A 25,242-nucleotide genomic window follows, 5' to 3' on the forward strand; every position below is an offset into this window, starting at 1 on the left:
CCTCAGACGCTTGCGCGGGCCTTCAAAAGTTGCCTTTGTTGGCCCGTCTGGTCAAAGTTGTCCGGCGAGAGCCAATCCTCAAAGGCGCTGCGGATGCGGGGCCATTCGCTGTCGAGGATGGAATACCACGCCGTATCCCGGTTGCGACCTTTGTAATGGGTGGCCTGTCGGAAAATACCTTCAAAGGTAAAGCCCAAACGCTCGGCCGCGCGACAGGACGGCGCGTTCAGCGCGTCGCACTTCCATTCGTAACGGCGATAGCCCAACTCATCGAACACGCGCCGCATCATCAAGAACATAGTCTCGGTCGATTGCGGGCTACGCTGCAACAAGGGTGAGAAGTGGATGTGTCCCACCTCGATCGCACCCGCCGCCGGGTCAATCCGCAGAAATGAAGCCATACCCACCGGCGTTTCGTTGCTGTCCAGTACCGTGTGGAACATCGGATCGGAGTCCATGCAGGTCTCACGGGTCCAGTCCTCAAACTCGCGCTCGCCGTCGAACGGCCCATAGGGAAGGTAGGTCCAGTTGTGGCCATCCGTGTCGTTGGCAAACGCCCGGAATAACCCAGGTGCATGCCTATTCACATCAAGCGGGACAACGGAACAATATCGGCCCTCCATCGGCGTGTAAGGTGGTGTCGGGCGAGGGAAATCGCCCGTTACCGGCAATCCGATGGGTTGGCCCAGATCATTGGTGTTGTGCCCGCTCATGGATTAGGCCGACGCTTTGGCCAGCGCCTGATCAAGATCGGCGATCAGGTCATCTGCGTCTTCGATACCAATGGACACCCGCACAACGCCGGGGCCAGCGCCTGCGGCCTCTTGCTGTTCTGGGGTCAGCTGCCGGTGCGTGGTCGAAGCCGAGTGAATGATTAGCGACCGTGCATCGCCCAGGTTTGCTACGTGGCTGAAAATCTCAAGCGCGTTGACCAGCTTGATACAGGCGTCATAGCCGCCTTTGACCGCGAAGGTGAAAAGGGCACCCGCGCCCTTCTTGTAGTGCGCTTTGACCCTGTCACTGTAGGGCGAAGACGGCAGCCCGGCATAAGTGACGTATTCCACGCGGTCATCCGCCTCGAGCCATGCGGCGATTTTTTGTGCGTTTTCGACGTGACGCTCCATCCGCAGGGACAGGGTCTCGATTCCCATCAGCGTGTAATGCGCCGCCTGCGGGTTCATGGTCATGCCCAGATCACGCAGGCCAATGGCGATGCCGTGGAAGGTGAAGGCCAACGGGCCAAACGTCTCATGGAATTTAAGGCCGTGATACGCCTGCTCCGGCTCACTGAGAGAGGGGAACTTATCATTTGCCGACCAGTCGAATTTGCCCGAATCCACGATGCAGCCGCCGGTGACAGTGCCGTTGCCGGTCAGGTATTTGGTGGTCGAGTGCACGACCAGCGTCGCGCCGTGTTCGATCGGGCGGCACAGGTAAGGCGTGGCCGAGGTGTTGTCGACGATCAGCGGAATGCCCGCGGCATCGGACACATCCGCCAGAGCGCGGATGTCGGTGACATAGCCGCCGGGGTTGGCAATGGATTCGCAGAACACCGCACGGGTGTTTTCGTCGATTGCGTCTTTCACGGCGTCCAGATCGTCGGTGTCGACAAACTTGGCAGACCAGCCAAAGCGTTTGATGGTCTGGCTGAACTGCGTGACCGTGCCGCCATAGAGGCGCGTCGAGGCGACCACGTTGCAGCCCGGACCCATCAGCGGGAACAGCGCCATGATTTGCGCCGCGTGACCTGACGAGCAGCAAACCGCGCCGACGCCGCCTTCCAGCGTGGCGACACGTTCCTGCAGAACGGCCACGGTGGGGTTGGTCAGGCGGGAATAGATGAAACCCACCTCTTGCAGGTTGAACAGGGCAGCCGCGTGATCCGCGTCGCGGAACACATAGGCTGTCGTCTGATAGATCGGTGTCTGACGCGCGCCAGTTGCGGGATCGGGCCGCGCGCCCGCGTGAATTTGAAGCGTATCAAAACCGTAGGTGGGGCCGTCAGACATCTTGGAAATCTCCTGTTGGAAAGTGCGTTGCTGAATCTCTAGGCGATTGGGCGCGCGCAGACAACATTCCTGTCAGCGCATCCAAAGACCATTCTTGCGTATCGTGTTGCGAATAACCTGCTCGCGTTTGGGAAGGTTCTCGCGGTCGAACATGTCCCTGATTTTGTGACCCTTCCGTTGCAGCACCAGCTTCTTGATCGGGTCGTACCCCTTGAGGACTTTCTTGACCCGGTTTGGCGCAACCACGGTTTCCAGCACCTCGACAGCGTGATCGCTTTCACGGGCGTAGAGTAGGGGGAACAGGCGGTAATGGCAGCTGACCGATCCGTCCAGAAGGCCCGCAGGCAGGGCATCGCGACCGCCGTCGAACGAATGGATCACTAGCGGCAGTGCAGCCTGATCCAGCCATGGGTCAAAATTCTGTCCAGCCATCTCGGAGATTTCGCCGTCGCGGATCGTGCGGGCATAGTCCAGAAAGCGCTTTCCGAAGGTGTGAGGGCAGGAATGAAAGAAAAACCCGGCATTGAAGTACAGATAGCGCCGCCAGTAATCCACAGGTTGGCTGGTATCCAGCGAGCTGTCGAAATCCAGTCCGAACCTTTGATAAAGCGCCTTCCAGATCCCATCCAGTCCAGGACCATACAAGGTTGGTTTGGGCCAGGTTCCTTCGACCCTTAGCGATGCGCCGGGGCGGTCAAAGTCGAAGGGGACGCTGGTCAGATCGCCGGTGATCAGTGTGTCACTGTCGAAAAACACAAAGGGCTCACCCTCGGGCATGGCCAGCAAAGCTTCGATCTTGTTGCCATAAGGGTAGCTGGCGCCGAATATTTTGTTTTCGAACGGCAAGATCTCGGCATCCAGCTGACGGAGTGCTTTCAGCAAATCCTCGTTCTGGATGGTAGGGTCCTGCGGCCAGCGTGGACCGGGTTGTGGAACAGCCACGAACAGTCGACCGGAAAAATCAGGGCTGCTGTGCCGCAGCGAGGCGGCAAACAAAAGGGCTTCGTATTGCAGACGGTTGTTTTGCCCGATGATAACGATGTTGAATTTCGGGGCGCTGGCCTGCATCCGGTGACTTTCAGTACTTGTGGGTGCCGTGGTCCGGCGCTGCTCGGGTTTCTTGTCGGACGTACAGTATGCAGGCGCGCCCGTCAAAACCAGATGCGATGCGTGCAATTTGAAAAATGTCGGCGCAATCCCATGTTAGGGACACGTCCCCGTTCAGGAGTGCCCCCATGAGGATCAACGCAGATTTCACCAAACGTGTTGCAGTTCATTTCGACCAGAATGAATGGATCGCGTCCCCCGCCGCCGGTGTCGAACGCAAGATGCTGGATCGCATCGGCGAGGAGGTTGCCCGCGCAACGACAATCGTACGTTTTGCTCCGGGCAGCGCGTTTTCGGCCCACACCCATGACGGGGGCGAAGAGTATCTGGTTCTGGACGGCGTTTTTCAGGACGAAACCGGTGATTTTCCGGTTGGCAGTTATGTGAGAAACCCTCCGACCTCGTCGCACACACCTTCGGCTAAAGAGGGGGCGACGATCTTAGTGAAGCTGCATCAGTTTGACCCGGATGATCGGACAGAGGTACGCCGCTCGATCAATGGTCAGGGGAATACTCAACTGTTCAAAGACGCGCATGAAGATGTCCGCGTGTTCAATCTTGCGGCGGGCGAGGCGTTGGATCTGGACGCTTCGCACGGAACGGAGCTGTTTGTGATCGAAGGCTCGCTGAGGGAATCTGACGAGGATTTCACGACCTGGGACTGGCTGAGGTTGCCTCCGGGCGCGCGATCTACCGCCGTGGCGGGTGCTTCGGGAGCGCGTGTTTGGACGAAAACAGGGCATTTGGCTCAGATGGTCTGATACGTTCGCTGCAAGAAAAACAGGCAGAAACAAAGGAAAACCGGGTCGATTGGTCCGGTTTTTTCATTTTTTGACCAATTGGCAAATTTTACCATTTGATAAAAAATTACTTTGTGGCAAGCTGAGGCCACAACAAACATATCTACAGGGAGTAGAGTGATGGCACAGGGCCAGATTGCCCCCGGCATTGTCTCCGGGCGGCTGTCCAGCGATGAGCTGACCTCGAATTTCACGGATTTGCATCCGCCACTGGCCCCTCATGAGGCCGCCGTGGCAGCGGATCGGTGCTATTTTTGTTACGACGCACCATGCGTCACAGCCTGTCCGACAGACATCGACATTCCGCTGTTCATGCGCCAGATTCAGGCTGGTCAGCCCGAAGCGGCGGGTGAGACCATTTTGGCACAGAACATTCTGGGCGGCATGTGCGCCCGCGTTTGCCCGACTGAAACGCTGTGCGAAGAAGTCTGCGTGCGCGAAACCGCCGAAGGTTCACCGGTCGAAATCGGTCGTCTTCAGCGCTATGCAACAGACAGTGTGATGGTTGGCGGAAGTCATCCGTTCCAACGGGCCGCACCAACCGGCAAAACAGTTGCCGTAATCGGGGCAGGACCTGCGGGTCTGGCCTGTGCGCACCGCTTGGCCATGTTTGGGCATGACGTGGTGATCCACGAAAGCCGCCCCAAACCGGGTGGGCTGAACGAATACGGGATCGCAGCGTATAAATCGACCAACGATTTTGCTCAGGCCGAAGTCGACTGGCTGCTGAAAATCGGCGGAATCTCGATTGAGACCGGTTCAGTTCTGGGCGAGGGGATCTCGCTGAAAGGGCTAGCCGAGAACTATGATGCAGTGTTTCTGTCTATTGGTCTTGCCGGGGTGAATGCCTTGCGTGCCGACGGGGCGGAAAAAAATGGTGTTCGCTTCGCTGTGGATTTCATTTCGGACGTGCGTCAGGCCTCTGATCTGGTTGATTTGCCCGTGGGTCGCAACGTGGTCGTCATTGGCGGCGGCATGACTGCAGTGGACGCTGCGGTGAAGTCGAAACTGTTGGGTGCCGAACATGTCACCATTGCCTATCGCCGTGGACGCGACGCAATGGGGGCCAGCCGGTACGAACAGGACCTCGCAGCCTCGCACGGCGTCAAGATCATGACCAATGTGCAACCTGTGGCTATCCATGGGAACGGGGCCGCGGTCGAGATCGAGTTGGAATATACCACCAGCCACGATGGGCAACTGACCGGCACCGGGGAAATGATCCGCTTGCCTGCAGATCAGGTGCTCAAAGCCATTGGCCAAAAGCTGGACGGCGCGCCGGAAGGTCTGGAATTGGACGGCAATAAGATCGCCGTGACAGGGGCTGGACGGACCTCAATGGCGGGTGTCTGGGCCGGGGGCGACTGTGCGGCGGGAGGCGAAGACCTGACCGTGACCGCAGTGGCCGAGGGCCGTGATGCCGCGATGGACATCCACGCAACTCTGGTTTCGTGATAGGGTGGGGTATTCACCCCATTCCTTTCGCTGCTGAGGTATTCCCATGTCCCAGATCGAACAAGCCGTTGCCCAACACTATACCACCGGAGCCTTGACCGACCGCGTTCGCGCGGCGCTTGAGGCCGGTGGGATTGACCCGGACGCGGCCACTGTGGCCGATCTGAAGGCGGGGGATGAGTTCCACACCGGCGGCGTTCTGGCGACAGACAACCTGTTTGCGCAATTGTCACCGACCCACGCGACCCGTGTGCTGGATGTCGGCTGCGGCATCGGTGGGACGTCGCGGTACATCGTGGATCGCTATGACTCGACCGTGACCGGGGTCGACCTGACGCCAGAATTCGTTGAAACAGCTACTGCTCTCAGCGATCTGGTCGGGCATTCCGACAAGGCCAGTTTTCACGTCGGAAGTGCTTTGGACATGCCGGTGCCGGATGCAGGGTTTGATCTTGCCGTCATGTTGCATGTGGGCATGAACATCGAAGATAAGGCGGGGCTGTTCGTAGAAGTTTCGCGCGCGCTGGCCACGGGCGGGACATTTGCCCTGTTCGATGTGATGGGCGGGGATGTGGACGAACCGCTGTCCTTCCCGCTGCCATGGTCAACGGTGTCCGAAACCTCGTTTGTACATGCGCCGCAGGTCTACAAGGACGCCGCGGGTGCCGCCGGTCTGGAACTGGCCGCCGAGACCGACCGCACAGAGTTCGCGCTGAAGTTTTTCGACGATGTCTTCGCGCGCATCGACGAAAGCGGCCCGCCGCCCTTGGGCATCCACCTGATGATGGGCGAGACGGCGCCCGAAAAGTTTCAAAACTACGTCACGAACCTCAAGGCCGGGCGCATTCGCCCGACCGAAATGATATTCAAGAAAACCGGCTGAGCCGGGAAGGGAGAAGCCATGGCCGATCTGACAACAAACTTTCTGGGCATTTCCAGCCCCAATCCTTACTGGCTGGCCTCGGCACCGCCGACGGACAAGGAATACAACGTGCGCCGCGCTTTCGAGGCCGGATGGGGCGGAGTCGTCTGGAAAACGCTCGGGTCCGAGGGGCCACCGGTCGTAAACGTAAACGGGCCGCGCTACGGCGCGATCTATGGCGCGGACCGTCGCTTGTTGGGTCTGAACAACATCGAACTGATCACGGACCGACCGCTTGAGGTGAACCTCGAGGAAATGGCGCGGGTCAAAGCCGATTACCCGGATCGCGCGCTGATCGCCTCGATCATGGTGCCCTGCGAAGAAGAGGCCTGGAAGGCCATCCTGCCGCGCGTCGAAGAAACCGGCGCGGATGGGATCGAACTGAACTTTGGCTGCCCGCACGGGATGAGCGAACGCGGAATGGGCGCAGCAGTCGGGCAGGTGCCGGAATATATCGAGATGGTCACCCGCTGGTGTAAGAAATACTATGACCGGCCCGTGATCGTGAAGCTGACGCCAAACATCACCGATGTCCGCAAGCCTGCTGAGGCGGCGAAAAACGGTGGCGCAGATGCAGTGTCACTAATCAACACGATCAATTCAATCACAAGCGTCAATTTGGACACGTTCAGCCCGGAACCGTCGATTGATGGAAAAGGCAGCCACGGCGGGTATTGTGGCCCGGCGGTCAAGCCAATTGCCCTGTCGATGGTGTCCGAGATCGCGCGCGCCGAAGCCACCCATGGCCTGCCGATTTCCGGCATTGGGGGCGTGACCACATGGCGGGATGCGGCAGAGTTCATTTCGCTGGGCTGTGGTAACGTTCAGGTGTGCACGGCTGCTATGACCTACGGCTTTAAGATCATCGACGAACTGACCGCTGGTCTGTCCAAGTGGATGGACGAAAAAGGGTACACAAACGTGTCTGAGATTGTCGGTCGTGCGGTTCCAAACGTGACCGATTGGCAATACTTGAACTTGAACTACGTGGCCAAGGCCAAGATCGATCAGGACGAGTGCATCAAATGCGGTCGATGCTATGCCGCGTGCGAAGACACCAGCCACCAGGCCATTTCCATGTCCGATGATCGGGTGTTCGAGGTCATGGATGACGAATGCGTCGCCTGTAATCTGTGCGTGGATGTTTGCCCGGTCGACGGCTGCATCTCAATGGTGCCAATGACGGCCGGAGAGGTCGATCCGCGGACCGGTCTGGAAGTTCAGCGCGATTATGCCAACTGGACGACGCATCCAAACAATCCAATGGCCAAAGCTGCCGAGTAAATCGGTTACTGAAAACATGAAGGGGCCCGAAAGCGCGGGCCTCTTACCAGATGCAGACTGGCCCATACGGGGCATTCAAAGCCGCGTGACGGCAACTGTTATGCTAGATCAAGTAGGTCGACAAGCTTGGGACATAGCTTAGCAGGATCAAGACGGCGGCCACCGCAATCAGGAACGGCCAAAGCGATTTCAGAATTGCTCCGGGGGTCGTGCCGCTCATGGATGAGGCGATATAGAGGCCAATTCCGACGGGTGGCGTAAGCAGGCCAAGAACAAGGTTCAGGCATACGACAACTCCGAACTGGTAGGGGCTGATGTCGTAGGATCCAGTGGCAATCGGCAACAAAATAGGGGTGATCAGGATGATGGCGGCGATCCCGTCGATCACCATCCCCACCAAAAGAAGCGCGGCATTTACGATCAGTAAAAACATGAACGGATTAGATGTGATCGACGTGATCAGCCCCGCCAGCTGCTGTGGTATTTCCTCGTAAATGATCACCCACCCAAAAACGCTGGCCGCCGCGATCATGAACAGGATCATCGACGCATTTGCGGCCGTCCGCTTGAACATCTCGCCCAGATGTTGCGGCTTCAGATCTCCGTAAATCAGCCACCCGACCAGAAATGCGATTAGTGAGGCGATGGCGGCGGATTCCGTTGGCGTTGCAATGCCGAACAGAATGCCGCCAATGATCGAAACCGGGATCAGCATGGCGGGCAGGGCGGCGATCAGGGCTTGTACGGCATCTTTGCGGGACATCCAGACTCCCTTGGGGAATTGCTGAACCCAACCAATTAACGTGATTACCAGCGCGAAGGCTCCGGCCAGAAGAAGCCCCGGTATGATCCCGGCGATGAACATGTCGCCGATGGGAATCTGCGCCAAAACGCCAAAGATAACGAACATCATTGAAGGCGGGATGACCGGTGCCAACAGGCCCCCGGCTGCTGTCGTGGCAGCGGCGAAGCCCTTGCTATAACCCTCTTCCTCCATCGCGGGGACCATGGCACGCGACATCACGGCGATCTGCGCGGTGGCCGAGCCGATGATGGCGGCCATGAACATGTTCGCCAGCAGGTTGATATAGGCCAGCCCACCCCGAAACCCGCCCACGAAAACGCGCGCCAAAGCGACCAGGCGGCGTGTCATGCCGCCTTCATTCATCAGCTCTCCGGTCAGCATGAACAGCGGGATTGCCAGCAGGCCGTAATTTTCCAACCCGCCAAACATTTTCTGCGCGAAACTGTCGTACAGAACCGTGTTCCCGCTTTCCCAGATGTACCAGATTGCGGTGATCGCCAACACGATGGCAACGGGCACCGACAACAGCAGGGTTGCTAGAAAGACAATCGGGCTCATGCCGGTGACCCTTGTCCGGGACGCGTCAGAAGATGCATCGTTGAATGTAGAGTTGCCCCCAAGGCAAACAGCCACATCACAAGCCAAAACAGAAACTTCGGAAGCCCGAGGGTTGAGGTCGGTTCGGCATAGATGAAGTTGAACGTATTGCCTTGAAACGCCACGGCGTCGAACCCTGCACGAGCGATATCCAGTGGCAAAAACCACCGCCAGCAGAACCACAGCATCGCGATTGCAAACGCGAAGACAACGATGTCGACTGCTTTTTGGATTATTGCCCGGACATGAGGTGGAACCAGATCGGCAAGGATCGTGATCGAGACCGAATTGCGGTGGTGCAACGCGGCTGACGCGCCAAAGAATGTCATCCAAACCATGGCGTAGATCGCCAATTCATCCACCCAGAACAGGGCGTTACCCGCCGTGCGAGTCACGACATTCAACAAGATCAATAGGGTGACGCAAACGGCCAGTGCTGCGGCACACCATAACTCAACCCACGCCCACGCTGCAGACAGCCGGTATAACATCGCCGATCCCCTATGAAAAAGGGCGCAGGATTGACCTGCGCCCTTTCCTTGAAACGTTCAACTTTACTTGGTTTCTGCCGCAGTCTCGCGCAGCGCGTCAAGGGACGAGGTTTTTTCAGACCAGATGCCGTTCCATTCCTCAATCGCATCGCCAAAGAATGAGGCATCGACTTTCTTGTAGGCCTTGCCGGTTCCCTCGATCTGTTCCAGCCACTTCGCTTCGTTAGCAACATAGGCGTCGATGGTGCTGTCGACATGCTTGGCCATCAGTTCACCGATCATGGCACGGTCTTCCTCGGACAGTCCCGCCCAGACTTTGGCCGAGACCAGCCCGACCATCGGGAACATCATGTGATCGGATTGAACGATCGTGTCGGCGTGATCATAGTATTTCAGCACCCAGATCAGTTCTGCATCCATATCAATGGCATCGACCTGCCCATTGGCCAGCGCGTCATAGACAGCAGGCAGCGGCATTGGTGTTGGTGCAGCTCCGACCGCGTTGTAGAAATCCAAAATCGGCGTGAACGGCGTGATCCGCAGTTTCAGACCAGACAGGTCCTCTGCCGAAGACACATCGCCCCGGCTGACGATCTGGCGCAGCCCGGCCATACCGTAACCTAAGCCTACAACGCCAACCTGACCAGGCAGGGGTTCCAGCATCGATTTTGCGGTATCCGAACGCAGGATGCGCCCCGCGTGGCCGATATCATCCGCGAGATACGGCGCATAAAACGCCCCCAACTCTGGCGCGCGGTTTGATACTTCGGCCACTGTCATGAACGCCATGTCCAGCGCGCCAGTCTGTAATTGTTGCAGCATCTCTGCCTCGTTGCCCAACTGACGGGCAGGGAATACAGATACGGTATGGGCACCTCCGCTGGCTTCGTTCAGCTCGGCCCCAAAGGACTCGGCCGCCTTGGTCCAGATATGCGGAGGTGGCGTGATCAGGCCCAGACGGAATTCATCTGCATGGGCAGCTAGCGATGTCACAGCAAGCGCTGCAGCCGAAGCGGCGATCTTAGCAAAATGTTTCATGTTCTTCCCTGTTGTTTGTTCATCTCAGAGTGTGACCCAGCCCTCTGGCGGCTCTTTTCCCGGATGCACGGTCTGGCAGTTCGGGCATGTTCGGTCTTCTTCTGATGAATAGAATTTTTCGTAGACCGGCGGCAAGTCCTTGACGATAGACTGCAATTGCATCTCGGCCCGATGAACGCGGGTGCCGCATTCAAAGCAATACCATTCGATCGCGTCCAGCTCGCCTGTTTGCCGTTTGGGTTCGATCACCAATCCGATTGAGCCTTCCTGCGGTCTTTGTGGTGAATGGCGCACATGCGGCGGCAGCAAGAAGATCTCACCTTCGCGGATCGGAACGTCATAGAATTCCTCTCCGTCATACAGCTTCAGCACCATGTCGCCTTCTAGCTGATAGAAGAACTCTTCAACTGGATCGTCGTGATAGTCGGTTCGCTTGTTCGGCCCGCCGACGACGGTGACCATCAGGTCGGCATCCTCCCACACCTGTTGATTGCCGACAGGTGGTTTAAGCAGGTGACGGTGTTCGTCGATCCATTTCTGAAAGTTGAATGCACTTAACTTCGACATGTCCCACTCCCTGTTAGTAGAAGTTTGGCCGGTTTTTTCATAACCGCAAAGAAATTATCCGCATCTAGATATCCGATTTGCTTATATCGATGTGGCTATGGCTTCAGGCCGCATTCCGCGAACCCTTTGCGGATGATCTCTTTTTCCGCCTCGGTCAGTTCCAGCATTGGGGGTCGCACACGCCCTCCGACCTGTCCCAGCAGCTCTTGCCAGTATTTTCCAAAAGCGGTGGGTTTGCCTGCAGGTTTGGTTCGCTTCATCGCGTCCCGCACCGGGTTCAGGCTGTCAAACACCTTGCGCGCCTCATCTGCTTTGCCGGCAAACGCCAGCCGCGTGTATTCGTTCATGCGCTGATCATTCTTGGTCTGTAATTGGTAAGGCGGCGACGAACACAGATACAGTTTCCAATCCAGTTCCAGAATATTGTCCAGCCATTCATGTTCAGCCGATGTCGAGACATGAATTTTGTCGCCCACCATATGCGTCAGTTTCACATACATCTCACGCGGGACGGAGTATTTGATGGCCACGATGTTAGGCAAATCAGCAATCCGTGCGCATTCTTCAGGCTGCATCAGGTATCCGCTGTCCGGGTGGCTCCACATCGCGATCCCGATATCCAGCTCATCGCAGAACCGTTTGTAGTACTGGTACAAAACCTCTCCACGATCCTGAACAAAGCTTAGAACAGGGGCATGCAAGACGATGTAATCGGCCCCACAATTCTGCGCATGGCGGGCCAGTTCCAGCGCCGTGTCCATGTTCTGATCCGAGACCGAGACAATCACACCGGCTTTGCCCGCGCATTCGTCAACCGCAATCTCAAAGTTGCGCTTGCGCTCATCAAGGCTCATCGAAAAGAACTCGCCCTGCTTGCCTGCCACGAACAGTCCCTGGATATCCAGATCGTCAATCCAGTGGCGAATGTTTGACCGCAGCCCGGCCTCATCCAGTGACAAATCATCGTTGAAGGGGTTCAGGGCTGCGGCCCAGATGCCGGTCATGTTCTCGCGCGCATAGGCTTTGGCGTCGCGCTTGGAGTAGTTCATTTTAACGGGCCTTCCGATTAACGCGCAATTCTGGCGTCGCCATCAAAGCCTGATCACCCCACTTGATCCAATGCGAAAGCCGGGAACTGGGTATCTGAAATTAGAATACCCAAAGAATACCAATTTAGAATTCTTTGGCGCTGGTTTAGGTTTGCCACATGAAAATAGGATTGATCGGTAAAGGCGCGATTGCGCAACATGTCATGGGCGCGGTTCAGGCGCGAGGCCATATGGTACATGCGGTTCTGGTGCGACCAGGCAGCATTTCACAAAACCCGAACCTGTTTGTGGGTTCGGTGCCAGAGCTCATCGCAGAGGCGGACCTAGTGATCGAATGCGCCGGCCATCAGGCACTGGCGGCCTATGGCCCTCAGGTTCTGGGGCAGGGTACGGACATGATCACGGTGTCCGTCGGTGCATTGGCGGATCAAACGATTGCAAACGCGATGGAAAGCGCGGCCAGCGATGGGCAGGCGAAGCTGCACCTGGCCAGCGGCGCAATCGGAGCCCTTGATTGCCTGAGCGCTGCGGCGACCGGCAAATTAGACAAGGTTATCTATGTCGGGCGCAAGCCGCCGCTAGGTTGGAAAGGCTCTGCCGCAGAGGACAGGCTGGATCTTGAGGGGCTGACACAGGTTGAAACGCACTTCACTGGGACCGCCCGAGAGGCGGCGTTGGCCTATCCCAAAAACGCAAACGTTGCGGCAGCCGTAGCCTTGGCTGGGATTGGATTTGATGAGACGCAGGTAAAACTCATCGCTGATCCGTCGATTGCGCAAAACATTCATGAGGTCGAGGCCGAAGGGGAATTCGGGCAGTTCCATTTCCGGATAAGCGGCAATTCCCTGCCGGACAATCCACGCAGCTCGGCCTTGGCCGCGATGAGTGTGGTGGCCAAGCTCGAGCAGCTTTCAAAGCCAATTGTACTGTGACCATGGTAGGACGTCATTCACGTATCGTCGACCGCGCCCTGACCCGGCTGAAGCTACGCCAACTGCGTTTGCTGGTAGCGGTGGGAGCGCACGGTAACATCCAGAACGCCGCACGCGAACTGGGCATCTCGCAACCCGCAGCAACCAAGATGATTCAGGATCTTGAGCTGGATTTTGAGGTCAAGCTGTTTAGCCGGACCAATCGGGGTGTGATTCCGACCGTGTTCGGAGAAACTTTGATACGTCACGGCAAGCTAATCTTTGCCCAGGTCTCGAACGCTGCGCAGGAACTGGATGACCTGAACGAAGGCAATGCAGGCCGCGTGGTGGTGGGCACTTTGTTGGCGGCCTCGACCAGCCTGCTGCCGGCGGCCATTGAAATCCTTCTGGTCGACCGTCCGAATGTGGCGATCAAGATCAATGAAGGTACGAATGAAGTGCTGATGCCGAGATTGCTTTCGGGCGAAATCGACATGGTAGTCGGGCGGCTTCCTTCCCATAGGCACCGTGACAAGATCAGGCAGGAAAAGCTGTTTGAAGACCGCATTCTGGCGATTGTCGGCAATCAGCATCCTCTTGCGGGTCGCCCGGATGTTTCCTTCGCTCAGACCAAACCCTTTGGCTGGATCGTCCCACCGCTGGAAACCACATTGCGGCGTCAGCTGGATCATTTCTTTGTTGGCCAGCAGCAATACGTTCCGCCCGTGACGATCGAATCCGTGTCCTACCTGACCAATCGCGCTCTACTGCAGTCACGCGATCTGATCGGGCTTATGCCGGCCGAGGTCGTGTCGCAGGACATCGCCCACGGCTACCTGTCGCCATTGGATTGGGATGTCCCATTTGGGCAGGGGCCGATTGGTGTCTCATTCCGGGCGGATGATGATCTTTCCCCCGCTGGCCGGGCCTTTAAATCGGCGCTGCATCAGGCGGTGAAACAGAAATGAGGTCAGGTATTCGTCAAATTGATATCAGTATTCACCCAATTCACTTGAAGTAATGCCAGCCATTGCGTGATTTGAAATAGTCAAAGTCGGAGGCACCGGTTTCATGTATCCTGAGCTTAAGCTGTTCATCGCGGGCAAGTGGCGCACAGCCAACCGGGACATACCGGTCGTGAATCCCGCGACCGAGGGCGAAATCGGGCGTCTTCCCTGCGCGTCGAAGCAGGATCTGGATGACGCTCTGGAGGCCGCAGTCCGAGGGTTTCGCGTATGGAGCCGCACCTCACCGCGCGAACGTTCCGACACAATCCTGCGCGCTGCTGCGCTGATGCGGGAACGTCAGGAAGAGATTGCCAATGCTATCACCATGGAACACGGCAAGCCGCTGAAGCAGGCCAGGCTTGAGGTTATCCGAGGGGCAGAGTTCTTTGAATGGGACGCGGGTGAGGCGATGCGGACCTATGGGCGGGTCATCCCTGCGGCTCCGGGTCACAAGTTCTCCGTTCATCACCAGCCTATCGGTGTCGTCGCGGCCTTTTCACCCTGGAACTTCCCGATGAGCCAACCAGCACGCAAAATCGCTGGCGCGCTGGCCTCGGGCTGCTCGATCATCCTGAAAGCGGCCGAGGAAACGCCAGCGGGGGCAATACATATTGCAAAAGCCTTTGAAGATGCCGGTCTTCCTGCAGGCGTCCTGAACCTGGTGTTCGGAGAGCCGGCGGAGATTTCCGGCCATCTGATCCCGCAGGATCCGGTCAGGCTCGTGGCTTTCACCGGCTCAACGGCAGTGGGGCGGCACCTGACCACTTTGGCATCGCAACACATGACATCGGTTCTCATGGAGCTGGGCGGTCACGCGCCTGTTATTGTCTGCGAAGATACCGACGTGCAGACCGCTGGCGTTTCCAGCGCCGTTCGAAAAATGCGCAATGCCGGGCAGGTCTGTACATCGCCCACCCGGTTCTTTGCGCATGAAAGCATCTTTGAAGATTACGCCCAAACCTTTGTTGAGCGCGCTGTGGCTACAGTAGTCGGCGATGGCATGGAGCCATATGTAGAAATGGGCCCTTTGGCCAATCACCGCCGGGTGCCCGCGTTGACAGAATTGGTGGAAGATGCCCGTGCGAAGGGTGCGACCGTTGCCACGGGTGGGGCCAGACATGGTGAAAAGGGCTATTTCTTCCAGCCCACCGTTCTGATGAACGTGCCCGACAACGCCCGGATCATGCAGGAGGAGCCGTTTGGTCCGGTGGCCGTGATCAATCCGGTATCCTCACTGGATGACGCCATCGATAAGGCAAACTCGGTTCCTTTTGGGCTGGCCGGATACGCGTTTACAAATCGTGCGGACTACATCGATCGACTGATTGACGAGGTCGAGGTTGGTAACCTGTCGATCAACACGCTGGAGGCGTCTATGCCCGAAACCCCCTTTGGCGGGGTGAAATCCAGCGGTTACGGTCGTGAAGGCGGCACCGAGGGCCTCGACAATTACATGGTCGTGAAAAACGTATGGCATTCCGCCAATATTACCTGAGAGTCGGGACCGACGACAAAAGCGGTTCTTCTACGGCGTCAGAAGTTTTCGGTAGAGCGTATCGATAAAAGGCTCGGCTCCCTCAAACGGGTCTTCGTCGCCCAGAATTGCGCGAACCTGAACGTCGAAATCCGCGTAATGTTGTGTCAGTGCCCAGATTGAGAAAATCAGGTGATAGGGGTGCAGGCGCGCGATTTTGCCCTGATCCATCCACTGTGTGAGTATTGCCGTTTTCTCATCCACCAGAGATTTAAGGTCGTGCGACAGAGATTCGTGGATACGCGGAGCGCCCTGAACCAGCTCGTTTGCAAATAGGCGACTTTCGCGCGGCAGGTCCCGGCTCATTTCCAGCTTGCGGCGGATATAGGCGAGGATTTCTTCCATCGGGTCGCCATCCGCGTCCAGATCATGCAGTGGGGCAAGCCAGACCTTTAGCAGGCCTGACAGCAGGGCTGTGTGGATCGCCTCTTTCGACGGGAAATAATACAACAGGTTTGGTTTGCTCAGCCCGGCCTCGGTGGCGATTTGATCTACGGTCGCCCCACGGAAACCATGCGCCGAAAACACGTTCAGTGCGGCTTCGAGAATCGCGGCGCGGTTCTTTTTCTGAATTCGGGTCGGGGCGCGGTCTTTGGGCATGTTTCCTGACTGTCTCTTTTTCCGCCAAGCGGGCACCAAATATGCCGAATTTTCCGGCGGCACCATGCAATTTCTTGACTGATGTCGAACCCGTGATAGCGTGAGTTTGACCAGATGGTCAAATCAAGACACCAAAAGCGAGCCAAATCGCAAGCAACAGGGAAGAACAAGATGGCAGCTCCGGCGCAAAACCTCAGGATCAATGGCGACAGACTTTGGGACAGCCTGATGGAGATGGCCAAGATCGGCCCCGGTGTTGCGGGCGGCAACAACCGCCAAACCCTGACGGATGAAGACGCAGAAGGGCGCGCTTTGTTTCAAAAGTGGTGCGAAGACGCCGGTTGCACCATGGGTTTGGATCAGATGGGCAATATGTTTGCCCGTCGCGAAGGGACTGATCCGGAAGCGTTGCCGGTCTATGTCGGCTCGCATCTGGACACCCAACCAACCGGCGGCAAGTATGACGGCGTGTTGGGCGTATTGGGTGGGCTGGAGATTATCCGCACGCTCAACGATTTGGGCATCAAGACCAAACACCCGATCGTTGCGACCAACTGGACCAACGAAGAGGGCACACGTTATGCACCAGCGATGCTTTCCTCAGGGGTGTTCGCCGGGATGCACACGCAAGACTGGGCCTATGACCGCGAGGATGCCGAGGGCAAGACGTTCGGCGATGAGCTAAAGCGCATTGGCTGGCGGGGAGACGAAGAAGTCGGTGCCCGCAAAATGCATGCCTTCTTTGAACTGCACATCGAACAGGGGCCGATCCTTGAGGCCGAGGGCAAGGATATCGGCGTTGTGACGCACGGGCAGGGGCTGAGCTGGACGCAGATCACCGTGACAGGCAAAGACGCACATACTGGATCTACTCCGATGCCGATGCGCAAAAACGCGGGTCTGGCGATGGGGCGTATCCTTGAGAAAGTGGATGAGATCGCGTGGTCTCATGCGCCCCATGCCGTTGGTGCTGTAGGGCATATTGACGTGTTCCCGAATTCTCGCAACGTGATTCCCGGCAAGGCGGTGTTCACGGTCGATTTCCGCTCGCCGGATTTGGCGGTCATCACAGATATGGAAAACCGTTTGCGCGTTGCGGCCGAAGATATCGTGGAAGAGATGGGCCTGCAGATCGAATTCGAAAAGGTCGGTGGGTTTGATCCGGTGAAGTTCGATGACAGCTGTGTCGCGGCTGTACGGGACGCGGCAGAGCGGCTGGGATATTCGCATACCGACATCATATCGGGCGCGGGGCACGATGCCTGTTGGATCAACCGGGTGGCCCCGACGGCCATGGTCATGTGCCCTTGCGTTGACGGGTTGAGCCACAACGAGGCGGAAGAGATCAGCAAGGATTGGGCCGCAGCCGGGGCGGATGTTCTGTTTCATGCGGTCGTCGAAACGGCCGAGATTGTGGAATAAGGGGCGCTGCCCCCGTCGCCTGATGGGCGACTCCCACGGGATATATTTGGCCAGATCAAGCAAGCGGCGCAGACCGCGTCAGGGAGATTAGAATGAGCACTGTTATCAAGAACGGAACCGTTGTGACCGCCGACTTGTCTTACAAGGCGGATGTCATGGTCGAAGATGGCGTCATCACAGAGATCGGGATGGATCTGAAGGGTGACAAGGAATTGGACGCCACGGGATGTTATGTCATGCCGGGTGGGATTGATCCGCATACCCATCTGGAGATGCCGTTTATGGGCACTTATTCCAGCGATGATTTCGAAAGCGGTACGCGGGCTGCGCTGGCAGGCGGCACCACCATGGTGGTTGATTTTGCGCTGCCAAACCCCGGGGAAAGCCTTTTGGATGCGTTGAAACGCTGGGACAACAAATCCACCCGTGCGAATTGCGATTACTCGTTCCACATGGCCGTGACCTGGTGGGGCGAGCAGGTGTTCGATGACATCAAAACGGTGATTGAAACGCGGGGGATCAACACGTTCAAGCATTTCATGGCCTACAAGGGCGCTCTGATGGTGAATGATGACGAACTGTTCGCCTCGTTCAAGCGCCTGTCCGAACTGGGCGGTATTGCGATGGTGCATGCCGAGAATGGCGATGTGGTGGCTGAACTCAGTGCTAAGCTGCTGGCCGAGGGGAACAATGGCCCCGAGGCGCACGCCTATTCCCGCCCGCCGCAGGTTGAGGGCGAGGCGACAAACCGCGCCATCATGATAGCTGACATGGCGGGTGTGCCGCTTTATGTGGTGCATACGTCCTGCGAGGATGCGCATGAGGCGATCCGGCGGGCCAAATTGCAGGGCAAGCGGGTCTGGGGCGAACCCCTTATCCAACACCTGACGTTGGATGAGAGCGAGTATTTCAACCAAGATTGGGATCATGCGGCACGTCGGGTTATGAGCCCTCCGTTCCGGAACAAGCAGCATCAGGACAGCTTGTGGAACGGTCTGCAATCGGGATCGTTGAGCGTTGTGGCAACAGACCATTGTGCCTTTACCACCGAACAAAAGCGCTATGGTGTGGGCGACTTTACCAAGATCCCCAATGGCACCGGCGGGCTTGAAGATCGGATGCCGATGCTGTGGACTCATGGGGTAAACACCGGGCGTTTGACGCCGAACGAGTTCGTCGCGGTGACTTCAACGAATATCGCCAAGATATTGAATTGTTATCCGAAAAAAGGAGCCGTTCTGGTTGGCGCTGATGCGGATCTGGTGGTTTGGGATCCTGAAAAATCCAAGACGATCAGTGCCGATGCGCAGCAATCCTCGATCGACTACAATGTATTCGAGGGCAAAGAGGTTAAAGGGCTGCCGCGCTTTACCCTTACTCGTGGGCACGTGGCTGTGCATGATGGGGAAATCCGCACACAGGAAGGCCACGGCGATTTTGTTGCACGTGAGGCCAATACCACTGTGAACAAAGCGCTAAGCACCTGGAAAGAGCTGACCGCGCCTCGGCCGGTTGAACGGACGGGTATCCCGGCGACGGGTGTATGATGCGTGCGGGCCGCAATTCATGCGGCCCAAAATCAAATCTTTTCAAGGCTATGGAATGAATACTGAAAGCACTACCCAGCCCGTTATCGAGGCAAGGCAGCTGGATCTGACCTTCCAAACCAATGACGGACCAATCCACGCGTTGAAAGACGTGAACCTGACGATCGACAAGGGTGAATTTGTCAGTTTCATCGGTCCCTCAGGCTGCGGGAAAACCACCTTTTTGCGATGTATTGCTGCGCTCGAAACACCAACCGGGGGAACCCTGACGGTCAATGGCATGACCCCGGATGAGGCGCGGCGGAACCGGGCCTATGGCTATGTGTTTCAGGCGGCGGGGCTTTATCCCTGGCGCACCATTGCCAAGAACATCAAGCTGCCGCTGGAGATCATGGGATATTCGCCTGCCGAGCAGGATGAACGTGTGAGAAGCGTTCTGGAACTTGTTGATCTTGAAGGGTTTGGCGGCAAATTTCCGTGGCAACTGTCCGGGGGCATGCAGCAGCGCGCCAGTATTGCGCGGGCGCTGGCGTTTGACGCTGATATACTATTGATGGACGAACCCTTTGGGGCGTTGGATGAGATCGTGCGCGATCACTTGAACGAACAGCTTTTGGCGCTTTGGGCGCGCACAGAAAAAACTATCGGATTCGTCACGCACTCGATCCCCGAGGCGGTGTATCTGAGCACCAAGATCGTGGTGATGAGCCCGCGACCGGGGCGGATAACGGATGTGATCGACAGCCCGTTGCCGAAGGAACGTCCATTGGACATCCGCGACACGCCTGAGTTCATCGAAGTGGCTCATCGTGTGCGCGAGGGTCTGCGGGCGGGGCATGCGGACGATGAATGATGGGTTCAAAGCTTTTTGGGCAGTTCTGACCGTTCTCGCGGTGATCGTCGTCTTTTGGTATGCGGCCTGCATTCCAATGAACATCAAAGGTGTTTTGACGGAACAGGAGCGTGCAGGGGCCGAAGTTCAGCCACCTTCGGCTAAAGATCGTCGGGATATGTCCGAATTCGGACTGGTGTTGAATAACAGCTTTGCCATCCCCGCCACGTGGGAGCAGGACCGGCCCCGCCTGCCGGCGCCGCACCAGGTCGCTGTCGAGATGTGGGAGACCACTGTACAGAAAAAAATCACCTCGAAACGGTCACTTATCTATCATGGCTGGGTCACGCTAAGCGCAACGATGCTGGGCTTTGTGATCGGTACTGGATTGGGCATTCTGCTGGCTGTCGGGATCGTGCACAGCCGCGTCATGGACTTGTCGGTGATGCCATGGGCCATTGTCAGCCAGACGATTCCCATCATCGCTTTGGCGCCAATGATTATCGTGGTGCTGTACTCGGTGGGCATTCAGGGGATCATCCCCAAGGCGGTAATCTCGGCCTATTTGAGTTTCTTCCCTGTGGTTGTCGGTATGGTCAAAGGGCTTCGCAGCCCGGATGCAATGCAACTGGACCTGCTGCGCACTTACAGCGCCAGCCGGTCGCAGGGGTTCTGGAAGCTGCGCTTGCCCGCATCGATGCCGTATCTGTTTACGTCGCTGAAGATCGGCATTGCGGCTTCGCTGGTCGGTGCCATCGTTGGTGAATTGCCAACAGGGGCGGTGGCCGGTTTGGGCGCGCGTCTACTGGCAGGCAGCTACTATGGACAAACCGTGCAGATCTGGTCGGCCTTGTTTGCAGCGGCCATTCTGGCGGCTTGCCTGGTCGGGTTGCTGGGGCTTGTAGAACGGAAGGTCCTGAAAAGAATGGGGATGGCGCAATGATACTAGTGCTGTTTGCAATCGTCGTTTGGGTCCTGGGTTGGTGGCTGAATAGTCGTCTGGCCAGCGGGCCTTATGCGGACACGCGCATGGTGCGATTTCTGGCTCCGTTCATATTTGGCGTAACGATCATTGTCATTTGGGAGCTGCTGGTCAGAGGGCTAGACGTGTCTTTGGTCATACTGCCGGCGCCATCCGTAATTGCGGTGCGCTTTGCCAATAGCCTGCCGATCCTGTGGGAGGACTTCGTTCAGACCATCATCAAAGGCGCGTTCAGCGGGTACATCATTGGGTGCTTCGCCGCATTCCTGATGGCAATTGCGGTGGATCGCTGGGATTTCCTCCGACTTGGGTTGCTGCCCGTTGGGAACTTTGTCGCAGCGCTGCCAATCGTCGGGACCGCCCCCATCCTGGTGATGTGGTTCGGGTTCGACTGGCACTCCAAAGCTGCCGTTGTCGTGGTGATGGTGTTTTTCCCAATGCTGGTCAACACCGTGGCTGGTCTGCGTGAGGCCACGGCCATGCAGCGCGACCTGATGGAGACCTATGCGGCCACCTATTGGCAGAGCTTCTTGAAGCTGCGATTGCCCGCCGCGATGCCCTTTATCTTCAACGGCTTAAAGATTTCTACCACCCTGGCGTTGATCGGCGCTATCGTGGCAGAGTTCTTTGGCTCGCCCACGCTAGGCATGGGCTTTCGGATATCCACCAGCGTGGGGCAATTATCGCTGGATATGGTCTGGGCCGAGATTGTGGTGGCCGCTTTGGCCGGAACCGCATTTTATGGTCTTGTTGCAATGATCGAAAAGGCGGTGACCTTCTGGCACCCGTCGCAACGTGGATAAAACAATAATTCAACAGACCCCAAAAGGGGCACCAACAGCAACTAGGAGATATGAAGATGAATAAGCTACTCAGCGGGGCGATAGCCGCCTTTAGTCTGGCCGCCAGTTCGGCTTTCGCTGCGGATGAGGTGACATTGCAACTGAAGTGGGTCACGCAGGCTCAGTTCGCGGGCTACTATGTTGCCAAGGACAAGGGGTTCTACGAGGAAGAGGGGCTGGACGTCACTATTCTGCCCGGTGGACCAGACATTGCACCGACGCAGGTGATCGCAGGTGGCGGCGCTGACGTGACCGTCGAATGGATGCCCGCCGCGCTGGCCGCACGCGAAAAGGGTTTGCCTTTGGTCAATATCGCGCAGCCGTTCAAAAGCTCGGGTATGATGCTGACCTGCTGGAAAGATGCCGGGATCGAGGCACCCGAAGACCTTAAGAACCGCACGCTGGGCGTTTGGTTTTTTGGCAACGAATTCCCATTCATGAGCTGGATGAGCCAACTGGGTATCGACACGGGTGGCAAAAGCGAAAGCGGTGTGGAAGTTCTGAAGCAAGGCTTCAACGTCGACCCGCTGCTGCAGCGTCAGGCCGATTGCATCAGCACCATGACCTATAACGAATATTGGCAGGTCATCGATTCCGGCGTCAACCCGGATGAGCTGGTGACCTTCAAGTACGAAGATCAGGGTGTCGCGACATTGGAGGACGGCCTGTATGTTCTGGAAGAGAACCTTGGGGACGCAGCGTTTGTCGACAAGATGGAACGCTTCGTTCGCGCCTCGATGAAGGGTTGGAAATACGCCGAAGAACACCCGGATGAGGCAGCCGATATCGTGCTGGAAAACGATGAGACCGGCGCCCAGACCGAAGAGCATCAGAAACGCATGATGGGCGAGATCGCGAAGCTGACCTCAGGTTCGAACGGTTCGCTGGACCCTGCCGATTTTGAGCGTACCGTTGCCACCCTGTTGGCGGGCGGTTCCGATCCTGTGATCACCAAGCAGCCAGACGGCGCTTGGACGCACCAGATCACGGATGCGGCTCTGAACTGATCCGCTTCGCACTGACTGAAAAGGCGCGGTCCCAAACGGGGCCGCGTTTCCTGTTTCTTATGTCGGAAATGTGTCTGTACTTGAGATCGAAATGGCGTAGAATTCTATGAATAACAGCGCATTTCATACGAAACTGGCGATAGTCCGAAGAAAATGCAGGGATTTGCATCAGAATTCAATACAGCGTTCACTCTGATCCTGAATGGGGATCCAGAGCTTTGGGCGATTGTGCTGCTTTCCCTGAAAGTTTCCGTTTTTGCCGTCCTGATTTCTGCACTGATTGGCATGCCTGTTGGCGCTGCGCTGGCCGTTGCACGCTTTCCGGGGCGGCGGGTTTTGATCATTCTTATGAACGCGCTGATGGGGTTCCCGCCGGTGGTCGTAGGCTTGCTGGTTTATCTGATGTTGTCGCGATCCGGGCCTTTGGGCGTCCTTGAACTGCTCTACACACCGACCGCGATGATCATTGCGCAGGTTGTTTTGGTGACGCCCATCGTCGCTGCGTTGACGCGGCAGGTGGTCGAGATGCTGGCCGAGGAGTACTCGGAACAGCTCCGATCCTTGGGCGTGTCGCGGCTGGCGTCTGTGCCAGTACTTCTGTGGGATGCGCGTTTGGCGCTGGTCACGGCCTTGCTGGCCGGATTTGGCCGCGCCATTGCCGAGGTTGGGGCGGTCATAATCGTTGGCGGAAACATCAATCACGTGACGCGGGTGATGACGACGACCATCGCGCTGGAAACGTCCAAGGGAAATCTTGCGCTGGCTCTGGCGCTCGGGGCGATCCTGATCGGTATTGCCATAGCGGTGAACGCCATGGTCAGCACGCTTAGCCTGCGGGCCGAGAGAGAAGGGTTGCGCCATGCGTGATCTGGTCTCGGAAATGGCGCGGCGTATCACCGTTAACGGATTGCAGATTGCGCGTAATGGCACCGCATTGCTGGACGTTCCGCACCTGACATTGAGCGGGCCGGGGCCGACCTTAATCCTTGGACCGAACGGCGCGGGCAAAAGCCTGTTGCTGCGGTGCCTGCATGGGCTGATTGCGCCGGACAAAGGGTACGTGGAGCAAGATGGAGTTCCTTTGAATGCTGATCACAAGGCCCGGCAGGCGATGGTGTTTCAGCAACCCGTCTTGCTGCGCCGGTCCGTTGCAGCCAATCTGGATTTTGTCCTGAAACGGCAGGGCCTGCAGCGCGTTGCTCGCAAGACGCGTATTGCTGATTTGCTGGCCCAAGGCGGGCTTGAAGGCAAAGCACGGCAAGCGGCCAGATCGCTGTCGGGAGGTGAGGCGCAGCGGCTGGCCATCCTGCGCGCGCTGGCGCTGGACCCGGATACCTTGTTTCTGGACGAACCGACCAGCGCGCTGGACCCCGGCGCCACTCAGGTGATTGAGCGGATGATCCTGCGCGCATCAGAAGGGGGGGTGCGCATTGTTATGGTGACCCATGACATCGGTCAGGCGCGCCGGCTGGCATCGGATGTCGTCATGATGCAGGGCGGTCATGTGGTTGAACATGGCGATGCGCGTCAGGTATTGGACGATCCCAAAAGTGATGCCTCGCGCAGGTATCTTGCAGGCGGATTGGTGACATAACAAAAAATCTGGAGTTTAGAATGATCCGGAATTTCATTCGGGCAGCATTGGTTTCACTTGGCTTGTTTACAGGTCCGGCCTTGGCCGAAGAACCATTTATCGTGGTACAATCAACGACCTCGACCCAAAATTCGGGACTGTTGGATTACATCCTTCCATGGTTCGAGGCGGAAACCGGGATCGACGTGCGCGTTGTTGCTGTGGGCACCGGGCAGGCGATCCGTAACGCAATCAATGGGGATGGTGACGTTCTGTTGGTCCATGCAAAGGCCGACGAGGAGCAGTTTGTCGAAGACGGCTGGGGCGTTGAACGATTTGACGTGATGTATAATGACTTCGTTCTTGTAGGTCCCAAATCAGACCCGGCCAAGGTGAAGGGCGGATCGGATATCGTGGCCGCTTTGACCGCGGTATCTGAGGCCGAAGTTCCCTTTGCATCACGCGGGGACGACAGCGGAACCCATAAGGCTGAAATGCGCCACTGGAACGACGCCGGAGTAGGTCCGGCTGCGGAATCGGGTACGTGGTACAGGGAAACCGGTTCAGGCATGGGCGCGACGTTGAACGTCGCCAGTGGCATGGATGCTTATACCCTGACGGATCGTGCGACATGGGAGTCCTTCGGCAACCGTGGAAACCTTGAAGTGTTGGTCGAAGGTGACCCGCGCTTGTTCAACCAGTACGGCGTTATTCTGGTGAACCCCGAAAAACACGCGGGTGTAAGGGCGGCGGCAGGGCAGCGGTTTGTCGATTGGCTAATCGGCCCGGACGGGCAGGCAGCCATCGAGGCCTTTGCGTTGAATGGTCAGCAGCTGTTCTTTCCGAACGCGAAATAGGGGA

At 57.4% G+C, this 25,242-nt stretch carries 25 protein-coding genes; 16 read left to right on the forward strand and 9 right to left on the reverse strand.

Translation table 11 applies throughout. The features are described from left to right. Positions 1-2 precede the first annotated feature (2 nt). From AC2FIO_RS01050 to AC2FIO_RS01060, 3 genes are all read right to left on the reverse strand, one after another. The gene (locus AC2FIO_RS01050; protein WP_496695115.1) at positions 3-713 is read right to left on the reverse strand and encodes a GNAT family N-acetyltransferase; all 711 of its coding nucleotides are present in this window, start codon (positions 711-713) and stop codon (positions 3-5) included. Positions 714-716: 3 nt separating this feature from the next. Beyond that, positions 717-2,009, reverse strand: coding sequence for an O-acetylhomoserine aminocarboxypropyltransferase/cysteine synthase family protein (locus AC2FIO_RS01055; RefSeq protein WP_282150981.1), 1,293 nt, complete (start codon positions 2,007-2,009; stop codon positions 717-719). Positions 2,010-2,081: 72 nt separating this feature from the next. After that, on the reverse strand, positions 2,082-3,077 hold the full coding sequence (locus tag AC2FIO_RS01060) for a GT-B fold glycosyltransferase domain-containing protein (RefSeq protein WP_058274247.1): 996 nt from the start codon (positions 3,075-3,077) through the stop codon (positions 2,082-2,084). Positions 3,078-3,244: 167 nt separating this feature from the next. Here AC2FIO_RS01060 and AC2FIO_RS01065 point away from each other — a divergent pair, with 167 nt between their 5' ends. The 4 genes from AC2FIO_RS01065 (at position 3,245) to preA (ending at position 7,577) form a co-directional block, all read left to right on the forward strand. Beyond that, on the forward strand, positions 3,245-3,877 hold the full coding sequence (locus AC2FIO_RS01065) for a cupin domain-containing protein (RefSeq protein WP_496695117.1): 633 nt from the start codon (positions 3,245-3,247) through the stop codon (positions 3,875-3,877). A 159-nt stretch (positions 3,878-4,036) separates the two neighbouring features. Further along, positions 4,037-5,371 (forward strand): NAD(P)-dependent oxidoreductase, encoded by a 1,335-nt coding sequence (locus AC2FIO_RS01070; RefSeq protein WP_496695118.1) that lies wholly within the window; start codon positions 4,037-4,039, stop codon positions 5,369-5,371. A gap of 46 nt (positions 5,372-5,417) precedes the next feature. Next, positions 5,418-6,254, forward strand: coding sequence for a methyltransferase domain-containing protein (locus tag AC2FIO_RS01075; RefSeq protein ID WP_496695119.1), 837 nt, complete (start codon positions 5,418-5,420; stop codon positions 6,252-6,254). Between the two features lie 18 nt (positions 6,255-6,272). After that, entirely contained in the window at positions 6,273-7,577 is a 1,305-nt protein-coding gene (preA, locus tag AC2FIO_RS01080; RefSeq protein ID WP_496695121.1) for an NAD-dependent dihydropyrimidine dehydrogenase subunit PreA, read from the forward strand. Positions 7,578-7,680: 103 nt separating this feature from the next. Here the strand turns inward: preA and AC2FIO_RS01085 are convergent, their stop codons facing one another. The 5 genes from AC2FIO_RS01085 to AC2FIO_RS01105 all read right to left on the reverse strand — a co-directional run bounded on the left by AC2FIO_RS01085 (position 7,681) and on the right by AC2FIO_RS01105 (position 12,124). Then, positions 7,681-8,940, reverse strand: coding sequence for a TRAP transporter large permease (locus AC2FIO_RS01085; RefSeq protein WP_496695123.1), 1,260 nt, complete (start codon positions 8,938-8,940; stop codon positions 7,681-7,683). Beyond that, positions 8,937-9,470, reverse strand: a complete 534-nt coding sequence (locus tag AC2FIO_RS01090; protein ID WP_282168508.1) for a TRAP transporter small permease — start codon at positions 9,468-9,470, stop codon at positions 8,937-8,939. The genes AC2FIO_RS01085 and AC2FIO_RS01090 overlap by 4 nt, the downstream gene beginning before the upstream one ends. A gap of 63 nt (positions 9,471-9,533) precedes the next feature. Next, a complete protein-coding gene (locus AC2FIO_RS01095; RefSeq protein WP_058273853.1) occupies positions 9,534-10,508 on the reverse strand; it encodes a TRAP transporter substrate-binding protein in 975 nt (324 codons plus the stop codon). A gap of 24 nt (positions 10,509-10,532) precedes the next feature. Continuing rightward, positions 10,533-11,075: a 3-hydroxyanthranilate 3,4-dioxygenase gene (locus tag AC2FIO_RS01100; RefSeq protein ID WP_058273852.1), complete on the reverse strand. Its 543-nt coding sequence runs from the start codon at positions 11,073-11,075 to the stop codon at positions 10,533-10,535. A gap of 95 nt (positions 11,076-11,170) precedes the next feature. Then, a complete protein-coding gene (locus AC2FIO_RS01105; RefSeq protein ID WP_109312084.1) occupies positions 11,171-12,124 on the reverse strand; it encodes a dihydrodipicolinate synthase family protein in 954 nt (317 codons plus the stop codon). Between the two features lie 158 nt (positions 12,125-12,282). Between AC2FIO_RS01105 and AC2FIO_RS01110 the strand changes: the two genes are divergently transcribed. The 3 genes from AC2FIO_RS01110 to AC2FIO_RS01120 all read left to right on the forward strand — a co-directional run bounded on the left by AC2FIO_RS01110 (position 12,283) and on the right by AC2FIO_RS01120 (position 15,537). Next, a complete protein-coding gene (locus AC2FIO_RS01110; RefSeq protein ID WP_496695126.1) occupies positions 12,283-13,056 on the forward strand; it encodes an aspartate dehydrogenase in 774 nt (257 codons plus the stop codon). 2 nt (positions 13,057-13,058) lie between these two features. Further along, complete coding sequence (locus tag AC2FIO_RS01115) at positions 13,059-14,003, forward strand: LysR substrate-binding domain-containing protein (protein ID WP_282118668.1); 945 nt, start codon at positions 13,059-13,061, stop codon at positions 14,001-14,003. A 103-nt stretch (positions 14,004-14,106) separates the two neighbouring features. Further along, entirely contained in the window at positions 14,107-15,537 is a 1,431-nt protein-coding gene (locus tag AC2FIO_RS01120; protein WP_496695128.1) for an NAD-dependent succinate-semialdehyde dehydrogenase, read from the forward strand. A gap of 30 nt (positions 15,538-15,567) precedes the next feature. On the opposite strand, the gene AC2FIO_RS01125 is transcribed toward AC2FIO_RS01120, so the two are convergent. Further along, on the reverse strand, positions 15,568-16,176 hold the full coding sequence (locus tag AC2FIO_RS01125) for a TetR family transcriptional regulator C-terminal domain-containing protein (protein WP_496695129.1): 609 nt from the start codon (positions 16,174-16,176) through the stop codon (positions 15,568-15,570). A 171-nt stretch (positions 16,177-16,347) separates the two neighbouring features. Between AC2FIO_RS01125 and AC2FIO_RS01130 the strand changes: the two genes are divergently transcribed. The 9 genes from AC2FIO_RS01130 (at position 16,348) to AC2FIO_RS01170 (ending at position 25,238) form a co-directional block, all read left to right on the forward strand. Next, a complete protein-coding gene (locus AC2FIO_RS01130; RefSeq protein ID WP_496695131.1) occupies positions 16,348-17,598 on the forward strand; it encodes a Zn-dependent hydrolase in 1,251 nt (416 codons plus the stop codon). Positions 17,599-17,690: 92 nt separating this feature from the next. Continuing rightward, positions 17,691-19,145, forward strand: a complete 1,455-nt coding sequence (gene hydA, locus AC2FIO_RS01135; RefSeq protein ID WP_282168502.1) for a dihydropyrimidinase — start codon at positions 17,691-17,693, stop codon at positions 19,143-19,145. A gap of 55 nt (positions 19,146-19,200) precedes the next feature. Beyond that, positions 19,201-19,998: an ABC transporter ATP-binding protein gene (locus AC2FIO_RS01140; protein WP_496695133.1), complete on the forward strand. Its 798-nt coding sequence runs from the start codon at positions 19,201-19,203 to the stop codon at positions 19,996-19,998. Next, positions 19,991-20,920, forward strand: coding sequence for an ABC transporter permease (locus tag AC2FIO_RS01145; RefSeq protein WP_058277687.1), 930 nt, complete (start codon positions 19,991-19,993; stop codon positions 20,918-20,920). The genes AC2FIO_RS01140 and AC2FIO_RS01145 overlap by 8 nt, the downstream gene beginning before the upstream one ends. Next, positions 20,917-21,762: an ABC transporter permease gene (locus tag AC2FIO_RS01150; RefSeq protein ID WP_058277688.1), complete on the forward strand. Its 846-nt coding sequence runs from the start codon at positions 20,917-20,919 to the stop codon at positions 21,760-21,762. Before AC2FIO_RS01145 ends, AC2FIO_RS01150 begins: the two co-directional genes overlap by 4 nt. A gap of 56 nt (positions 21,763-21,818) precedes the next feature. Beyond that, a complete protein-coding gene (locus tag AC2FIO_RS01155; RefSeq protein ID WP_108859098.1) occupies positions 21,819-22,808 on the forward strand; it encodes an ABC transporter substrate-binding protein in 990 nt (329 codons plus the stop codon). Positions 22,809-22,961: 153 nt separating this feature from the next. Then, positions 22,962-23,675 (forward strand): ABC transporter permease, encoded by a 714-nt coding sequence (locus AC2FIO_RS01160; RefSeq protein WP_058277689.1) that lies wholly within the window; start codon positions 22,962-22,964, stop codon positions 23,673-23,675. After that, on the forward strand, positions 23,668-24,402 hold the full coding sequence (locus AC2FIO_RS01165) for an ATP-binding cassette domain-containing protein (protein ID WP_282168499.1): 735 nt from the start codon (positions 23,668-23,670) through the stop codon (positions 24,400-24,402). Before AC2FIO_RS01160 ends, AC2FIO_RS01165 begins: the two co-directional genes overlap by 8 nt. Before the next feature lie 20 nt (positions 24,403-24,422). After that, positions 24,423-25,238, forward strand: a complete 816-nt coding sequence (locus AC2FIO_RS01170) for an ABC transporter substrate-binding protein (protein WP_496695138.1) — start codon at positions 24,423-24,425, stop codon at positions 25,236-25,238. The last annotated feature ends 4 nt before the right edge of the window (positions 25,239-25,242 follow it).

It is taken from the genome of Ruegeria sp. CDSB086 (assembly GCF_059611065.1).

Excerpts from the sequence above, each read along its gene's own strand:
- AC2FIO_RS01050 (WP_496695115.1), bottom strand. The coding sequence starts at position 713 with ATGAGCGGGCACAACACCAATGATCTGGGCCAACCCATCGGATTGCCG.
- AC2FIO_RS01055 (WP_282150981.1), bottom strand. The coding sequence starts at position 2,009 with ATGTCTGACGGCCCCACCTACGGTTTTGATACGCTTCAAATTCACGCG.
- AC2FIO_RS01060 (WP_058274247.1), bottom strand. The coding sequence starts at position 3,077 with ATGCAGGCCAGCGCCCCGAAATTCAACATCGTTATCATCGGGCAAAAC.
- AC2FIO_RS01065 (WP_496695117.1), top strand. The coding sequence starts at position 3,245 with ATGAGGATCAACGCAGATTTCACCAAACGTGTTGCAGTTCATTTCGAC.
- AC2FIO_RS01070 (WP_496695118.1), top strand. The coding sequence starts at position 4,037 with ATGGCACAGGGCCAGATTGCCCCCGGCATTGTCTCCGGGCGGCTGTCC.
- AC2FIO_RS01075 (WP_496695119.1), top strand. The coding sequence starts at position 5,418 with ATGTCCCAGATCGAACAAGCCGTTGCCCAACACTATACCACCGGAGCC.
- preA (WP_496695121.1), top strand. The coding sequence starts at position 6,273 with ATGGCCGATCTGACAACAAACTTTCTGGGCATTTCCAGCCCCAATCCT.
- AC2FIO_RS01085 (WP_496695123.1), bottom strand. The coding sequence starts at position 8,940 with ATGAGCCCGATTGTCTTTCTAGCAACCCTGCTGTTGTCGGTGCCCGTT.
- AC2FIO_RS01090 (WP_282168508.1), bottom strand. The coding sequence starts at position 9,470 with ATGTTATACCGGCTGTCTGCAGCGTGGGCGTGGGTTGAGTTATGGTGT.
- AC2FIO_RS01095 (WP_058273853.1), bottom strand. The coding sequence starts at position 10,508 with ATGAAACATTTTGCTAAGATCGCCGCTTCGGCTGCAGCGCTTGCTGTG.
- AC2FIO_RS01100 (WP_058273852.1), bottom strand. The coding sequence starts at position 11,075 with ATGTCGAAGTTAAGTGCATTCAACTTTCAGAAATGGATCGACGAACAC.
- AC2FIO_RS01105 (WP_109312084.1), bottom strand. The coding sequence starts at position 12,124 with ATGAACTACTCCAAGCGCGACGCCAAAGCCTATGCGCGCGAGAACATG.
- AC2FIO_RS01110 (WP_496695126.1), top strand. The coding sequence starts at position 12,283 with ATGAAAATAGGATTGATCGGTAAAGGCGCGATTGCGCAACATGTCATG.
- AC2FIO_RS01115 (WP_282118668.1), top strand. The coding sequence starts at position 13,059 with ATGGTAGGACGTCATTCACGTATCGTCGACCGCGCCCTGACCCGGCTG.
- AC2FIO_RS01120 (WP_496695128.1), top strand. The coding sequence starts at position 14,107 with ATGTATCCTGAGCTTAAGCTGTTCATCGCGGGCAAGTGGCGCACAGCC.
- AC2FIO_RS01125 (WP_496695129.1), bottom strand. The coding sequence starts at position 16,176 with ATGCCCAAAGACCGCGCCCCGACCCGAATTCAGAAAAAGAACCGCGCC.
- AC2FIO_RS01130 (WP_496695131.1), top strand. The coding sequence starts at position 16,348 with ATGGCAGCTCCGGCGCAAAACCTCAGGATCAATGGCGACAGACTTTGG.
- hydA (WP_282168502.1), top strand. The coding sequence starts at position 17,691 with ATGAGCACTGTTATCAAGAACGGAACCGTTGTGACCGCCGACTTGTCT.
- AC2FIO_RS01140 (WP_496695133.1), top strand. The coding sequence starts at position 19,201 with ATGAATACTGAAAGCACTACCCAGCCCGTTATCGAGGCAAGGCAGCTG.
- AC2FIO_RS01145 (WP_058277687.1), top strand. The coding sequence starts at position 19,991 with ATGAATGATGGGTTCAAAGCTTTTTGGGCAGTTCTGACCGTTCTCGCG.
- AC2FIO_RS01150 (WP_058277688.1), top strand. The coding sequence starts at position 20,917 with ATGATACTAGTGCTGTTTGCAATCGTCGTTTGGGTCCTGGGTTGGTGG.
- AC2FIO_RS01155 (WP_108859098.1), top strand. The coding sequence starts at position 21,819 with ATGAATAAGCTACTCAGCGGGGCGATAGCCGCCTTTAGTCTGGCCGCC.
- AC2FIO_RS01160 (WP_058277689.1), top strand. The coding sequence starts at position 22,962 with ATGCAGGGATTTGCATCAGAATTCAATACAGCGTTCACTCTGATCCTG.
- AC2FIO_RS01165 (WP_282168499.1), top strand. The coding sequence starts at position 23,668 with ATGCGTGATCTGGTCTCGGAAATGGCGCGGCGTATCACCGTTAACGGA.
- AC2FIO_RS01170 (WP_496695138.1), top strand. The coding sequence starts at position 24,423 with ATGATCCGGAATTTCATTCGGGCAGCATTGGTTTCACTTGGCTTGTTT.